This window comes from Maribacter litoralis (genome assembly GCF_003075045.1).
Lineage (GTDB): Bacteria > Bacteroidota > Bacteroidia > Flavobacteriales > Flavobacteriaceae > Maribacter > Maribacter litoralis.
Genome location: NZ_QCZD01000002.1, coordinates 857212 through 871986 on the forward strand (window position 1 = coordinate 857212; position 14775 = coordinate 871986).

The following is a 14775-nucleotide window of genomic DNA, read 5'->3' on the forward strand; positions in this document are numbered from 1 at the left end:
TTGTTCCAATTCTAATGAATGCATGTTAGTTCAACTTTATCTTTAGGTTATTGAAATTATTGGTGATAAGAATTGATAATTGGGGTTGGTCAATTTTCTAGATTCTGAATGATTTCCTTAAGTTTGATGATTAGCATGAATAATATGACCCCGAAAATCGTTCCTCTTAAAAAGAAAAAATTGGTCGGATTATCTACCGAGATGAGTTTGGTGGATAATAGAACTTCTGAACTTTGGAAAAACTTTAGGCAACGAAGCTCGGAAATTGTCAATAGGTCGTCCGATGATTTTATCTCCTTGCAAGAATATCCTGCTAACTATTTTCAGGAATTTTCTCCTATTGCAAAGTATGTGAAGTGGGCTTGCGTTGAGGTTGAAGATTTTAATTCTGTTCCTGAAGGAATGAATAGACTTATTTTGGATGGCGGACTATTTGCCGTATTCAATTACAAGGGGAGTGCACAAAATGTAGCTTCGTTTTTTCAATATATTTATGGAGAATGGATTCCTAATTCCGATTATAACTTAGATAACAGACCGCATTTTGAAGTCTTGGGAGCAAAATACAAAAACAACGATCCAAATTCAGAAGAAGAAGTGTGGATTCCGATTCAAGACAAATGAAACAACCCGAAAAAGCTCCATGGTATTACCTGCTATTACTGATTTTAGCAGGGGAGAGTGTTTTTATTTTGCCCTTTGTTTTACAACGTGTTTTTAGACCTACGGTTTTAAAGGTATTTGAACTTGATAATGTTTCGTTGGGTTTATGCTTTTCCGTGTATGGCTTTGTTGCTTTGGTTTCCTACTTATTGGGTGGACCTTTGGCGGATAAATTTCAGCCTAGAAAATTAATTGCAATAGCACTTTGGATGACCGCTTTAGGCGGATTGGTCTTTGCTACTTTCCCTAGTTATTTTGTATTACAGATATTATATGGCTATTGGGGGTTCACCACAATTTTCTTGTTCTGGTCACCTATGATCAAGGCTACACGTGTGTGGGGAGGCAAAGGGTCTCAAGGTAAGGCATTTGGGTTGCTAGATGGCGGTAGAGGGTTGGTAGGAGCCTTATTTGGTACCTTAGGGGTACTTGTGTTTTCCTTCTTTATGACGGCTAATTTGGAAGTCGCCACTTTAGAAGAAAGTAGGTTTGCTTTTCGCTATGTGATATTGACATCGTCTGGTATAGTTTCTGTTGTAGGAGTTTTGGTCTGGTTTTTTATGCGATTACCTGCAAGTCTTGAAAAAGAAATTATTGTTGAAAAAATTACGGTTTCCCAAATTAAAGAAGTACTGCGTTTACCTTCGGTTTTACTATTAATGATTATTATTTTATGTGCTTATGTAGGGTATAAAATCACCGATATTTTTTCACTTTACGCACAAGATGTTATGCTGTTAGATGAAGTAGCTTCGGCAGAAGTGGGTACTATTTTACTGTTTGCAAGACCGGTAGTGGGGGTTCTGATTGGTGTGGTAGCAGACCGTTCAAGACCAAGTTTATTCTTATTTTTAGGTTTTATCATTGCTTTGGTAGGTTCTTTGGTTTTTGCATCAGGAATGGTTGCGAATGTTTCCTATTTCTTTTTCTTGTTTTCAATATTAATAGTTGCCTTGGGTGTTTATGCCATTCGTTCGTTATATTTTGCGGTGATGCAAAGCGGTAGAATACCTTTGGTACTTACCGGTACAGCTGTGGGTATAATATCATTAATAGGTTATACTCCAGATATATTTGCAGGTCCCGCAATGGGGTACTTGTTAGATGCATCCCCGGGTTTGAAAGGGCATCAACATGTATTTTATATGCTTGCTGCATTTTCTTTTATCGGTGGAATAGCGGCATTTAGATATTTTCAACTATATGGCAAACCGTTCAATGAAAATTCCAAAACATCTTAATCTTCTATTTTCTGGTATAATAGTGATAATTGCCGGGATTGTATACGGTGGTCATCCAACATTTGTAATGCCTAAGCTTTTAGGTTTTCAGGTAGTTGATTTAGAACTGAAGAACATGCTACGTGCCGTAATGGGTATTTATATAGGGGTTGGCGTGTATTGGCTACTAGGTGCTTTTAAAACGAAATTTTGGTACGGGGCAACGGTCTGCAATGTGCTTTTTATGGGAGGAATTTCTTTTGGCAGAATCGTGAGTACCATTTTTGATGGTGTATCACCATTATTTACTCCCGCATTAATTCTAGAGCTTTTGTTCTTCGCTTGGGGATTGCATAATCTAAAAAAATACAAAGAGTAGCATTCTAACTATGCGATATTAAAAATCGAGCTTCTTTTTTCGTAGCTCAAAGTTTTGACCAAGGTAGACTTTACGCACCATTTCATCGGCAGCTAAATCTTCAGGAATACCAGATTTTAAAATTCCACCTTCGAACATTAGGTAAGAACGTTCTGTAATGGCAAGTGTTTCCTGCACGTTATGGTCGGTAATTAGAATACCAATGTTCTTATTTTTTAACTGCGCTACAATACGTTGAATATCTTCTACGGCTACCGGATCTACACCTGCAAAAGGTTCGTCCAACAAAATAAATTTTGGATCGGTTGTCAAGGCTCTTGCGATCTCCGTTCTTCTTCGCTCACCACCAGAAAGTAGGTCGCCACGGTTTTTACGAATATGGCCTAAACCAAATTCTTCTATGAGCGATTCCATTTTCATGTGCTGCTCTTTCTTGCTTAATTTGGTCAATTGAAGAACACTGAGAATATTCTTCTCAATACTTAACTTTCTAAATACCGATGCTTCTTGTGCCAAATAACCAATACCGTTTTGGGCCCTTTTGTACATGGGAAATTTTGTAATCTCCATGTCATCTAAATAGATGCTTCCACCATTTGGTTTTATAAGGCCAACAATCATATAAAAAGATGTGGTTTTACCGGCACCATTTGGTCCAAGCAACCCTACAATTTCTCCTTGGTTTACTTCAAGGGAAATTCCTTTTACCACCCTACGTCCTCTGTAGGATTTCATAATATTGTCGGCACGTAACTTCATGTTTTCAAATCTATTGGTTATTGGTCTGTTAGAAAAGTAATTAGGGATTTTTTAACCTATTGGTTTTCTAATTCTTCCCAATATTCATAGGCTCTTCTTAAATGTGGAATTACAATGGTACCACCTACTAGTGTGGCAATACTCAAGGTTTCCATAACCTCTTCTTTAGAGACGCCTTCTTTGTAAGAGCTTTCCAAATGATATTTTACACAATCATCGCAACGAAGAACAGTTGACGCCACTAGACCCAATAATTCTTTGGTTTTGACATCTAATGCACCTGCTGCAAAGGCATTGGTGTCTAAATTAAATATGCGTTTTACAATTTTATTGTTGTCAGCCAATAACTTATCGTTCATCTTAGAACGGTAAGCATTAAATTCTTCAATTTGATTTGACATTTCTATTTGCTTTTTTTTCTTTTTCAGCTTTTTTTCTCTCTTTCCTTAATACCATGGCAGAAATATATATACTAACTTGGTATAAGATCAATACCGGTATTGCTACTATTATTTGACTGGCAACATCTGGCGGGGTAATAACCGCGGATAAGATCAACACCACTACCAATGCTATTTTTCTATACTTTCTCATGATTTCTGGTGTAACCAAACCTATTTTGGTCAAAAAGAAAATTATGATCGGTAGCTCAAATAAAACACCACAGGCAATTACAGACGCCCTAACGGTAGATATGTAAGAAGCTAAGTCAAACTCGTTGGTTACTTCTGAACTTACTTGGTAGGTGCCTAAAAAGTTAATGGATAATGGTGAAACCACATAGTACCCGAACAGTACACCTAAAAAGAATAAGAAAGAAGCTATAAAAATAAAGCCTCTAGAGTTTCTACGTTCTTTTTCATACAAACCTGGACTTATAAATTTCCACATTTCATATAGCACATAAGGGAAGCCTATTATGAATCCTGCCCAAATTGATGTCCAAATGTGTGCAGAAAATTGTCCGGACATTAATCTACTTTGAATGGTAAACGGAAGTTTATCGGCACAAAAGGCAGAATCGAATCCAAAATAGGTGGCTATATCACAAAATAGCTTGTAGGTAGGGAAATCCATTTTCTTAGGACCAAAAATGACCGTGTCGAAAATGAAATCCTTCATTAAAAAGGCAATACTTCCAATAATGACAACTGCCAAAACTGATCTAATTAAATGCCATCTTAATTCTTCTAAATGGTCTAGAAATGACATCTCGTTTGGTGGCGTGGTAGCTTTGGAACTCATTATAAAATACCTTCGTTTATTAAATTATGTAAATGAATAACACCAACATAGGTGTCTTCTTCCATGGCCAACAATTGTGAAATTCCCTTTTTTTGCATATGCTCTAAAGCCTTAATAGCCAGAGTATTTGAAGAGATTGTTTTAGGGTTGGTGGTCATGATATCTTTTGCGGTCAATCCTTTTATATTGTCATGCTTGTTAAGCATTCTTCTAATGTCACCATCGGTAACGATACCAACTACTTTTTCGCCATCCAATACGGCAGTGACACCTAGCATTTTTTTAGAAATCTCAACAATAACACTTTTTACTTCCTCATCTTTTTGAACGCTAGGTACTTGGTTTTTGCTAACTAGGTCCGATACTCTTAAATAAAGTCTTTTTCCTAATGAACCACCTGGGTGGTATTTGGCAAAGTCAGAACTGCTGAATCCTTTAATTTCTAAAAGTACAATAGCTAAGGCATCGCCCATAACCAATTGCGCAGTGGTGCTTGTGGTAGGGGCCAATCCGTTAGGGCAAGCTTCCTTTTCTACATGGGTGTTTAAAATAAAATCTGCTTGCTTTGCTAAAAAAGAGTCCGTATTACCTGTCATGGCAATTAATGTATTGGTACCTCTTTTAATTAGCGGAACCAACATCTTAATTTCAGGAGTGTTTCCGCTGTTAGAAATACAAATTACCACATCATTATCTTGCACGGTTCCCAGATCACCATGAATGGCATCACCGGCATGCATAAAAATAGCCGGAGTACCGGTAGAATTCAGGGTTGCCACTATTTTTGTTGCTATGATGGCACTCTTGCCGATACCTGAAATTATAACGCGTCCTTTTGCCTCAATAATGCAGTTGACAATACTGGCAAAATCGTTAGTTAAAAGAGATGAAAGTTGTGCTATAGCATCACGCTCAGTTTCAATGGTTTTTTTCGCTAAGCCAATAATGGTGTCCGTTGCAATCAATCTATTATTCAAATTATGGATTGTATTCCTAAAAGAATGTATTATCTTTAAGATGACAAAATTAAACAAACTTAATTTTAAATGCCGATTATCGCATAATAATTTAGAAACGCCAAGCTAGGCAAAAGTTTAATGTTGTTCGCTTATAGATTTTTAAAGTAAGTAGTGTCCCCTTAAATGTAAAATGTGACAGACAGTAAAGAATTTGACAATATCGATTTACATTCCTCATTAAAAAAATATTTTGGGTTTTCTCAGTTTAAAGGACTTCAAGAAGAGGTAATTAAAAATGTTTTAAGACAAAATAATACGTTCGTGATCATGCCCACGGGCGGTGGTAAATCGCTTTGCTACCAATTGCCCGCGTTAATGCAAGAAGGTACGGCTATTATAGTATCTCCGTTAATTGCTTTGATGAAGAATCAAGTAGACGCCATTCGCGGAGTATCTTCTGAAAACGGCATTGCCCATGTGCTTAACTCCTCTTTGAACAAAGGGGAAATAAAACAGGTGAAGCAAGATATAACAGATGGTGTTACCAAACTTTTATATGTGGCACCAGAGTCATTGACAAAAGAAGAGAATGTGGAGTTTTTACGCTCGGTCACTATTTCTTTTGTAGCAGTTGATGAGGCACATTGTATTTCTGAATGGGGTCATGATTTTAGACCGGAATACAGAAATTTAAAATCTATTGTGGAGCGTTTGGGCGAAAATATTCCGATTATAGGACTTACCGCTACAGCTACCCCAAAGGTTCAGGAAGATATTATAAAGAATTTGGGAATTGGTGGAGCTACCTTGTTTAAAGCTTCTTTTAATCGCCCAAATTTATTTTATGAGGTGCGTACGAAAACAGAGAATATAGAAGCGGATATCATCCGTTTCGTGAAACAGAATTCTGGTAAATCGGGAATTATATATTGCCTTAGCCGTAAAAAGGTAGAAGAGTTAGCTCAAGTATTGCAGGTAAACGGAGTAAGTGCCGTGCCTTACCATGCTGGGTTCGATGCCAAAACTAGATCAAAATATCAAGATATGTTCTTGATGGAAGATGTTGATGTCGTTGTGGCCACTATTGCCTTTGGTATGGGTATCGACAAACCAGATGTTCGTTTCGTAATTCACCATGATATTCCAAAAAGTATTGAAAGTTACTACCAAGAAACGGGTAGGGCAGGTCGAGATGGTGGCGAAGGCCATTGTTTGGCATATTACTCTTATAAGGATATAGAGAAGTTAGAAAAGTTTATGTCTGGTAAACCGGTTGCGGAACAAGAAATAGGAAACGCACTTTTACAAGAGGTAGTGGCCTATGCCGAAACTTCTATGTCTAGACGTAAATTTATGCTTCATTATTTTGGGGAGGAATTCGATGAGATCAATGGTGAAGGTGCTGATATGGATGACAATACCAGAAATCCTAAGGAGAAAGAAGAGGCGAAAGATGGCGTGGAGAAGCTTCTAAAAGTGGTGACGGGAACAAGTGAAAAATTTAAATCTAAAGAGATAGTCAATACCTTAAGAGGAAAAACAAATGCAATTATTTCATCTCATAAAACCAATGAGAAGGAGTTCTTTGGTATTGGATCTGATAAGGATAAGGGTTATTGGATGGCTTTAATTCGCCAAACATTGGTTGCCGGACTTTTACGGAAAGAAATTGAACAATATGGTGTGCTGCACGTAACGGATAATGGTAAGGAGTTTTTGGAAAATCCATCTTCTTTCATGATGACCAAAGATCACGTGTATAATGCCGAGAACGATAATGCCATAGTTGGTGCTGCCAAATCTGGCGGAATTGCCGATGAAAAATTATTGAAGCAATTAAAAGACCTCAGAAAAGCACAAGCAAAGAAATTGGGAGTTCCGCCATTTGTGGTATTTCAAGACCCTTCTTTAGAAGATATGGCCTTAAAATACCCGATTTCACATGAAGAACTATTAAATGTTCATGGTGTAGGGGAAGGAAAGGCTAAAAAATATGGAAAACCTTTTATTGCCTTTATAAATGAATACGTAACCGATAATGAAATTATTAGACCAGATGATCTTGTTGTAAAAAGTACCGGGGCAAATTCTGCTTTAAAGCTTTATGTAATACAGAATGTGGATAGAAAACTACCATTGTCTGATATTGCATCGGCAAAAGGATTAGAGATACCAGAGCTTATTAAGGAAATGGAGCAAATTGTTTATAGCGGTACAAAGTTGAATCTGAATTATTGGATCGATGAGATTTTAGACGAGGATCAACAGGAAGAAATGCATGAATATTTCTTAGAGGCCGATAGTGATAACCTTGAAGAGGCAATGACCGAATTTGATGGTGAATACGAAGAGGAAGAACTTCGTTTGTACAGACTTAAATTTATTAGCGAGGTGGCCAACTAATTAGGTTTGGTATCATAAAATTAAAATTCCCTTTGTTTTTCTGATGAAGAAAACCAAAGGGAATTTTTTTCAAAACCCACTTGAAATAAGTTTAACGGGCAGCGGCACCATTATCTAACTTGCCTCTACGTAATTGTCGTTGTATTTTTTTAATGGCAGATTCTATTGATTTTTCCGGTTCTATAATATTGTATTCTCCCCAAAAATCTGGATCGGCAAAACCTATTGCTTCGTCGCTTAAAATGATAGAAGATTTCATTCTATCTTTTGTTCTAGGTATACTGTTGCTTAGATTTTGTTCCCAATCGGTTACGGCCATTTCACAACTCATACTATATACTGAGTTGAACAATTTTTTGTCCCAATTGACCTTAAATTCTAACAGTACATTACTGTAACCGTAATACCATTTTCCGTTCTTTTCCCTATAATCTACACGATAAGATACTTCGGTAGGCCAAACTTCGGCATTTTTAGGTTTTTTACGAACAAACATTTGAGAAGCTAAATGTTTATCGGTAATATTCAACGAATAAATAGCACTGGTTAAAATCTTATTCTCAGCATCTATATATAATTTTCCCTTGTATAAAGGGTCAATGATTTCGGGTTTTTGTTTGAAGTCCACCACATAAATCAATTGGTCATTTACTCGGGTAGAAGTATCAAAGGAAAAATCATAGTAGTTTAAGGTTTCCGCTGTGAAAATATATTTAGGGTATTTTACCATATCAACGAACAAAGTGTTGAACGGACCTCCTTGTAACTTTAAGGCTACGGTATCAAGTTTATTGTAATCTGTGCTCTTACGCGCCTTGTATAGTTCTAATGCATCGGACTTGTTAGAGGTGTATGATGCTTTATATACATTGACCACGGCTTCAGAGAGGCTTACGTTTGTTCTTCTCTTTTTAATAGTTTCTCTATAAAAGGCGGTCATTACGGCATTTTCGTTCAAATAGTTGCTTCCCTTTTTGTCCAAAGTTTCTTTTACTAATGCTTCAGCGTTGTTTGGGGCGTCTACTTGTGCTTCTGATAGAGCCATAACAAATTCTTCCATAAAGATTTTGTTCTTTTCTAATTGTAGTTCCGCAATATTGATTTGTTTGGTCTTATAACCCAAAAAAGCAATGGTCAAACTATTTTCTTTATACTCGTTTGGCACTTTCAAAGAAAATTGACCTTCTGAATTGGTTATGGTTGTAACATTAGTGTTATCTACCGTTAAGGTAGCGAATACCAAAGCTTTTTTGCTGTCAGCATCTAATACTTCGCCTGAGTATTCGGTGAAATTAGAAGTTTGGGCATGGATAGCATGTACTCCCAATCCAAAATAACATATCAGGGTTAAAACATAGAAGATGCTAAGAGACTTTTTTGTTGTGTAGTTGAAAGTTGACATAGTGCAAATTTTTTATTTAAAATAATGATTTTTAGTGAATTAAGCTAATTATTTAAGGTTTATTCACTCTAGTGCTATCAAAAGATGAAGAGTAAAAGAAGAGTCTCTATTTTTTTCCGTCGAATGTTTTGGAAGAGGTGCTTACAAGTCTATTGATTTCTTTTAGTTCCTCATCGGTTAAATCTCTCCATTTGCCAACGGGTACATCAAGTTGTACGTTCATAATTCTAATTCGTTTCAGCTTTTTTACACGATAATCTAAATACTCGCACATACGTCTAATTTGTCTGTTGAGTCCTTGGGTCAATATAATTCTGAACTGGTATCTGCTTACTTCATACACCTCGCATTCTCTTGTTACTTGATCTAGAATGGGAATGCCTTTACGCATTCTGTTCAAGAAATCAATTGTGATAGGTTTATCAACCGTTACCAAATACTCTTTTTCGTGATTGTTTCTAGCTCGCAAAATTTTGTTTACAATATCACCATCATCTGTAAGAAATATGAGTCCTTCACTAGGTTTGTCCAATCTTCCTATCGGAAAAATACGCTTCGGGTAATTAATGAAATCAATAATATTGTCCTTTTCAACTCCCGTATCTGTTGTGCATACTATACCCACTGGCTTGTTAAATGCTAGGTATGTAGACTTTCCTTTAGGTTCTTTGATCAGTTCACCATCGACCTTAACAATATCACCGGCTGAAATTTTGGTGCCCATTTCTGGTACTTTGCCATTAATGGTAACTCTACCTTGATCTATAAGTTTGTCCGCAGCCCTTCGTGAGCAATAACCTGCTTCGCTTAAGTATTTGTTTATTCTGGTTTTACCGGCATTGTCTTGCATAGTCGACTTCCTATTTCTAATGATTGTTTCGTTGTAATTCTTGCTGATATATTTCTCGACCTAATTGGGCTAAAAAAGGAATGCCTATTTCGTCGTACTCATAGACATCATCGTTGAATATACCATCTTTATTTACCAATATGGTAGCGGTCAAAAGAAAATCTATATTCTTTTTGGTATCCTTAATATATGCGCAATCAGTTAATGTGCCATAGGCAAATCCTACCTTATTGTATATTTCTATATGTTCTGGAATATCATCTTTAGAGTCTCCAAAAATGAAAAATTTACAGTAGCTGTCATAATATTCATTTTTGTTATATCCCATTTTTCTTGGCACTGTATGCATTGCCTTTAATACATGATCACGCTGTTCGTTACTTATATTGAACTGTTCGCTACTTGAAAATTTTTCCGGGAAAATTACTCTTTTTAACACATTGTGCTGTGCAGATATAGGGTAATAATTTTTCTCCTTAAAGCTGAATGGTTCATTTATGAATTCTTCATTTTCGTAATAACCTTTTCCCTTTTCTATATCTATAAGCTCTAAAGCCTTTGGCGTTTTGTTTAAAATGGATTGAGTTATGCCGGTAGTGGAATCATTAAGGTAGATGATGATCGGTTTGGTTCGTAGATCATCTGAATGAAAACCTAAACGGTGCGACAACCTTACAGGAGATATGCCTTTATTGGTTAGTTGTTGGTTGATGGCTTCAAAGCCAAGAAACTCGACCAACCTATTGTTGGCTAAATTATCGCTAACCGCAAAAATCTCATTTACATCATTTGCAACAGTACTTTCAATAGTATCTCCTTCTATATAGTATTTGGTATGTATGGTAAGGCTATCGGTCTGGTTGATTTTTTCCAAGGCTAAAATAGCAGTTGGGAATTTTACCGTGCTAGCGGGGTAGAAGTACGTGCTGTCATGTACTTGAAAATCGTAATCGGTAAAGAAAACATTATCGTTTCTTCTGTTAATTTGGGTGTATCTTATTTGAACCTTATACTTTTCAAGACTATCCATTACCCTTTTGATCTTTGGGTTTTTTGAAGCCAACGCCGTTTCAAGAAAATTTGAGCTTTGCTTTTCCGTAGAGCAAGAAACTATAATAGCGCAGCAAATGCAAAGTATACAATGTTTCATATGATATTGTTTCATTTAAGGAGTGTATACTTCACCTCTGTGCGGCTTTAATAGGTCCCTTACTTTGATCATTTCTTTTTCTTCGACCACCATAAATGCAGTACTGTACATATCATTAATTTCATTGTAACCGGTTAAATTAAGAGCGGTTTTTTCCAATGCTATAAATTCATTGAGATGCTTTACATGGTGCTCGGCCGTTTTTAAGGCGGTAGGACCTCTAAAATCCCAAATTAGTTTTATTTGTCGGTTCAAAAAAGTAGATATTTAATTAAAAAAATAAGTAGACAAATTTACCTAAAAAACCTTAGTTAGCTTACAATTTTAAAGGCGATTACATCTTTTGAGATAGCTATATTTATTGATTATTAGGTATTTGATTATATTGTAAGCCTCAAAAAAAGGTGTTAAGTAAATCATTAAGCACTTGCACACGATTTGGTAATTGCTATTTTTGCTCGATGTTTTCTAAGAAATCTAAATTATTACTCAACAAGTTCTACATTTTACTTTGTGTAGGGCTTATTGCCATTGGCTATACCTCATGTGAGGGTATGTTTAAAAAAGATGAGGAGCGAGAGGCGGTCGCTAGAGTGGGCGAGTCATTTTTGTATAAGGAGGATTTGGCTCCTCTAATTACAGAAAATATGAGCAAGGCCGATAGTGCGTCATTTGCCTCCAATTACATAAATAACTGGGCTTCTAAACAATTGTTATTATCTAAAGCAAAGATCAACTTGTCTGAAGAAAAACTTGCGGAATATAATGCGCTGGTAGATGATTATAGAACTGAATTGTATACCAGTGTTTATAAGGAAGCTTTGGTGTCACAAGCTACTGACACGTTAATAACAGCAGAGCAATTGCAGGCGTTTTACGAACGAGCTAAGGAAAATTTTAAACTTAAAGAACCAATTGCCAGAATTAGATTTGTTGCCTTGCCAAAGGGTTTTTTGGACAAAGACGAAGTGGGTAGGCGCTTAAAAAGGTTCAAAGAAGATGATTTACGTTATTTGGATTCTATTGGTGTTCAGTTCAGTAAATTGAATTTTAATGATTCAATTTGGGTAAGAAACACTAGAATTTATGAAGAAATACCACCAATTACCGCCGAGAATGCCAATAGGTACTTAAAAAATTCACAATTTTTTGAATTAGAGGATTCAATCGGGGTATATTTGGGGAAAATAGTAGAGACAAAGGATGTTAATGAAATTGCACCATTGTCATTTATTAAACCTACCATAGAACAAGTTTTATTAAGTCGTAGAAAGATGGACTACCTACGCAAACTAGAAACTGAATTATTAGATGAAGCAATCAAGGATAAAGATTTTGAAGTTTTCGATAACAAAAAATAGTATTTACTTAGGGGTATTACTGCTTTCTGGTTTAGTTACCGCACAAGACTCTATACCAGACGAATCACAGTCAATGGAGGCTGTTGCAGAAGAGAATACTGTTGAAAAAGACTCTACAAACAATTTCAAGAGAATTAAATTAGACGGTATTGCAGCTGTTGTTGGTGACTATGTAATATTGGATTCTGACATTGAAAAAACATTGATCGACCTTAAAAGTCAGGGTGCATCTACAGAAGATATCACCCATTGCGGACTACTAGGAAAATTGATGGAGGATAGGTTGTATGCCAATCAAGCCGTTCAGGATAGTATTTTGGTTTCAGATGATGAGGTCAATGCCACAGGTGATCGTCAGTTGCAATCGTTAGTACAACAGATCGGTTCTATGGATAAAGTTCTGAAGTACTACAAGAAAACCGATGAAGCGAGTTTTAGAGAAGAGCTTTATAAGATCAATAAGCTAAGAATGCTATCTGAGCGTATGCAGCAAGATATTATTAAGGATATTGAAATTACACCTGAAGAGGTTCGTCAATTCTTTAATAAGATTCCAGAAGATGAACGCCCTGTTTTTGGTGCTGAGTTAGAAATTGCTCAAATTACCAAAGAGCCAGAGCCTTCTGAAGAAGAAAAGCAAAAGGTAGTAGATAAATTAAATCAAATTAAGGCAGATGTAGAGGATAACGATGCTAGCTTTAGTGTTAAAGCTATTCTTTACTCTCAAGATCCTGGGTCTAATACTAAAGGTGGTTTTTACAGTATTACCAAAGACACTGGTTTTGACAAGAAGTTTAAAGATGTAGCTTTTAGTTTAAGGGAAGGTGAGGTATCTGAACCTTTTGAAACGATTTTTGGTTATCATATCATCTATATCGAAAAAATTAGAGGACAGGAATTGGATCTTAGACACATTTTAATTCAGCCAGAAATATCTCAAGATGTTTTGGATGAAGCTAAAGCGGAGTTGGATACTATTCGTAAAAAAATTATGAATGGCGAATTTACTTTTGCCGAGGCGGCCTTGAATTTTTCTGACGAAAAGGAAACAAAATTTGATGGAGGTCTTTTACGTAATCCTGTAAATTTCGACTCTAAATTTGAGTTGACAAAAATGGATCCTACGTTATACAATCAAGTTCAAAACTTAAAGGACAATGAAATTACCTACCCGGTTTTAGAAGAAGACCCAAGAGGTGGTGCGCCTAAATATAAAATCTTAAAGATTACCAATAGGTTCGATGAGCATGTGGCAGATTTTTCTAAAGATTACACCAAAATACAAGAGTTGGCGTTAACCGAGAAAAAATACAACGCCATAAAAAAATGGATGGATGAGCATATTAAAGATACCTACATAAGCGTTAACGATGAGAACAAAGATTGTGATTTCGCTAATAATTGGGTAAAAGAATAAAATATGTCAGACGTTGCAGCAATTGAACGCCTAGTAGTAAAACATGCTGAGCTTAAAAAAGAAATAGCCAAGATCATTATTGGTCAAGATGAGGTTATTGAACAAATATTGCTTTCAATTTACACAGGTGGGCATTCATTGCTGATCGGGGTTCCTGGTTTAGCCAAAACGTTAATGGTAAATACCATTGCCCAAGCTTTGGGGTTAGACTTTAAAAGAATACAATTTACGCCAGATTTAATGCCAAGTGATATTCTTGGTAGTGAGGTTTTAGATCAGAATAGAAGTTTTAAATTTCTAAAAGGACCTATTTTCTCCAATATTATCTTAGCGGATGAAATTAATAGAACTCCGCCAAAGACACAGGCAGCTCTTCTAGAAGCTATGCAAGAGAGAGCTGTTACCATTGCCGGTCATCAACACAAATTAGAACTCCCTTATTTTGTTTTGGCAACACAGAACCCCATTGAGCAAGAAGGTACGTATCCGTTACCAGAAGCACAATTGGATCGTTTTATGTTTGCTATTGAATTGAAATATCCTTCAATTGCAGAGGAGATTATGGTGGTTAAGAATACTACTTCAGATGTTAAGCAAGTAGTTAATGCACTTTTTAACGCTAAAGATATCATTGCCATTCAAGAGTTGGTGCGTAGAATTCCTGTAGCCGATAATGTAGTGGAATATGCGGTGAAGTTAGTAAACAGTACACGACCAAATTTAGACACGGCATCAGATTACGTAAAGCAATACTTAGATTGGGGTGCAGGGCCAAGAGCTTCTCAAAACCTTATTCTTGGAGCCAAGGCCAATGCGGCAATACATGGTAAATTTTCTCCAGATATTGAAGATGTGCATGCAGTAGTAAAAGGAATTCTTCGCCATCGTATCATAAAAAACTACAAAGCAGAGGCAGAAGGCATCAGTGAAGAGGATATCATTGATAAATTACTTTAATAAAGTACAC

General features: G+C 36.2%; 15 protein-coding genes. 7 read left to right on the top strand and 8 right to left on the bottom strand.

Going from position 1 to position 14775, the window contains the following annotated elements; all coding sequences use genetic code 11:
* Window positions 1-144 precede the first annotated feature (144 nt).
* From DCS95_RS11060 to DCS95_RS11070, 3 genes are read left to right on the top strand one after another with little or no spacing between them, the layout of a single operon-like run.
* Window positions 145-624: a GyrI-like domain-containing protein gene (locus tag DCS95_RS11060; RefSeq protein ID WP_116770827.1), complete on the top strand. Its 480-nt coding sequence runs from the start codon at window positions 145-147 to the stop codon at window positions 622-624.
* A complete protein-coding gene (locus DCS95_RS11065) occupies window positions 621-1904 on the top strand; it encodes an MFS transporter (protein ID WP_116770828.1) in 1284 nt (427 codons plus the stop codon). Before DCS95_RS11060 ends, DCS95_RS11065 begins: the two co-directional genes overlap by 4 nt.
* Window positions 1882-2262, top strand: a complete 381-nt coding sequence (locus DCS95_RS11070) for a DUF4345 domain-containing protein (protein ID WP_164674170.1) — start codon at window positions 1882-1884, stop codon at window positions 2260-2262. Before DCS95_RS11065 ends, DCS95_RS11070 begins: the two co-directional genes overlap by 23 nt.
* A gap of 18 nt (window positions 2263-2280) precedes the next feature.
* Here DCS95_RS11070 and lptB read toward each other — a convergent pair whose 3' ends face one another.
* Genes lptB through DCS95_RS11090 form a run of 4 tightly spaced genes read right to left on the bottom strand, consistent with a single transcriptional unit; the run spans window position 2281 to window position 5243 of the window.
* Window positions 2281-3021, bottom strand: coding sequence for an LPS export ABC transporter ATP-binding protein (gene lptB / locus DCS95_RS11075; protein ID WP_116770830.1), 741 nt, complete (start codon window positions 3019-3021; stop codon window positions 2281-2283).
* Window positions 3022-3077: 56 nt separating this feature from the next.
* On the bottom strand, window positions 3078-3422 hold the full coding sequence (locus DCS95_RS11080; protein ID WP_116770831.1) for a carboxymuconolactone decarboxylase family protein: 345 nt from the start codon (window positions 3420-3422) through the stop codon (window positions 3078-3080).
* Window positions 3406-4266: a twin-arginine translocase subunit TatC gene (gene tatC / locus DCS95_RS11085; RefSeq protein ID WP_116770832.1), complete on the bottom strand. Its 861-nt coding sequence runs from the start codon at window positions 4264-4266 to the stop codon at window positions 3406-3408. Before tatC ends, DCS95_RS11080 begins: the two co-directional genes overlap by 17 nt.
* On the bottom strand, window positions 4266-5243 hold the full coding sequence (locus DCS95_RS11090; RefSeq protein ID WP_244178441.1) for a KpsF/GutQ family sugar-phosphate isomerase: 978 nt from the start codon (window positions 5241-5243) through the stop codon (window positions 4266-4268). The genes tatC and DCS95_RS11090 overlap by 1 nt, the downstream gene beginning before the upstream one ends.
* A gap of 174 nt (window positions 5244-5417) precedes the next feature.
* Here DCS95_RS11090 and recQ point away from each other — a divergent pair, with 174 nt between their 5' ends.
* The gene (gene recQ / locus DCS95_RS11095; RefSeq protein ID WP_244178442.1) at window positions 5418-7628 is read left to right on the top strand and encodes a DNA helicase RecQ; all 2211 of its coding nucleotides are present in this window, start codon (window positions 5418-5420) and stop codon (window positions 7626-7628) included.
* Between the two features lie 91 nt (window positions 7629-7719).
* Here recQ and DCS95_RS11100 read toward each other — a convergent pair whose 3' ends face one another.
* From DCS95_RS11100 to DCS95_RS11115, 4 genes are all read right to left on the bottom strand, one after another.
* Window positions 7720-9030 (bottom strand): carboxypeptidase-like regulatory domain-containing protein, encoded by a 1311-nt coding sequence (locus DCS95_RS11100; RefSeq protein ID WP_116770834.1) that lies wholly within the window; start codon window positions 9028-9030, stop codon window positions 7720-7722.
* A 106-nt stretch (window positions 9031-9136) separates the two neighbouring features.
* On the bottom strand, window positions 9137-9880 hold the full coding sequence (gene rluF, locus DCS95_RS11105; RefSeq protein ID WP_116770835.1) for a 23S rRNA pseudouridine(2604) synthase RluF: 744 nt from the start codon (window positions 9878-9880) through the stop codon (window positions 9137-9139).
* Window positions 9881-9896: 16 nt separating this feature from the next.
* Window positions 9897-11030: a serine hydrolase gene (locus DCS95_RS11110; RefSeq protein WP_116770950.1), complete on the bottom strand. Its 1134-nt coding sequence runs from the start codon at window positions 11028-11030 to the stop codon at window positions 9897-9899.
* A 15-nt stretch (window positions 11031-11045) separates the two neighbouring features.
* Entirely contained in the window at window positions 11046-11285 is a 240-nt protein-coding gene (locus DCS95_RS11115) for a hypothetical protein (RefSeq protein ID WP_116770836.1), read from the bottom strand.
* A 206-nt stretch (window positions 11286-11491) separates the two neighbouring features.
* On the opposite strand from DCS95_RS11115, the gene DCS95_RS11120 reads away from it, so the two are divergent.
* The 3 genes from DCS95_RS11120 to DCS95_RS11130 all read left to right on the top strand — a co-directional run bounded on the left by DCS95_RS11120 (window position 11492) and on the right by DCS95_RS11130 (window position 14765).
* Entirely contained in the window at window positions 11492-12391 is a 900-nt protein-coding gene (locus DCS95_RS11120) for a peptidyl-prolyl cis-trans isomerase (protein WP_116770837.1), read from the top strand.
* A gap of 73 nt (window positions 12392-12464) precedes the next feature.
* On the top strand, window positions 12465-13808 hold the full coding sequence (locus DCS95_RS11125; protein ID WP_425269157.1) for a peptidylprolyl isomerase: 1344 nt from the start codon (window positions 12465-12467) through the stop codon (window positions 13806-13808).
* A 3-nt stretch (window positions 13809-13811) separates the two neighbouring features.
* Window positions 13812-14765: an AAA family ATPase gene (locus DCS95_RS11130; protein WP_116770839.1), complete on the top strand. Its 954-nt coding sequence runs from the start codon at window positions 13812-13814 to the stop codon at window positions 14763-14765.
* The last annotated feature ends 10 nt before the right edge of the window (window positions 14766-14775 follow it).

Coding starts and splice junctions, on each gene's coding strand:
- DCS95_RS11060 (WP_116770827.1), top strand. CDS start 145: ATGACCCCGAAAATCGTTCCTCTTAAAAAGAAAAAATTGGTCGGATTA.
- DCS95_RS11065 (WP_116770828.1), top strand. CDS start 621: ATGAAACAACCCGAAAAAGCTCCATGGTATTACCTGCTATTACTGATT.
- DCS95_RS11070 (WP_164674170.1), top strand. CDS start 1,882: ATGAAAATTCCAAAACATCTTAATCTTCTATTTTCTGGTATAATAGTG.
- lptB (WP_116770830.1), bottom strand. CDS start 3,021: ATGAAGTTACGTGCCGACAATATTATGAAATCCTACAGAGGACGTAGG.
- DCS95_RS11080 (WP_116770831.1), bottom strand. CDS start 3,422: ATGTCAAATCAAATTGAAGAATTTAATGCTTACCGTTCTAAGATGAAC.
- tatC (WP_116770832.1), bottom strand. CDS start 4,266: ATGAGTTCCAAAGCTACCACGCCACCAAACGAGATGTCATTTCTAGAC.
- DCS95_RS11100 (WP_116770834.1), bottom strand. CDS start 9,030: ATGTCAACTTTCAACTACACAACAAAAAAGTCTCTTAGCATCTTCTAT.
- rluF (WP_116770835.1), bottom strand. CDS start 9,880: ATGCAAGACAATGCCGGTAAAACCAGAATAAACAAATACTTAAGCGAA.
- DCS95_RS11110 (WP_116770950.1), bottom strand. CDS start 11,030: ATGAAACATTGTATACTTTGCATTTGCTGCGCTATTATAGTTTCTTGC.
- DCS95_RS11120 (WP_116770837.1), top strand. CDS start 11,492: ATGTTTTCTAAGAAATCTAAATTATTACTCAACAAGTTCTACATTTTA.
- DCS95_RS11125 (WP_425269157.1), top strand. CDS start 12,465: ATGGAGGCTGTTGCAGAAGAGAATACTGTTGAAAAAGACTCTACAAAC.
- DCS95_RS11130 (WP_116770839.1), top strand. CDS start 13,812: ATGTCAGACGTTGCAGCAATTGAACGCCTAGTAGTAAAACATGCTGAG.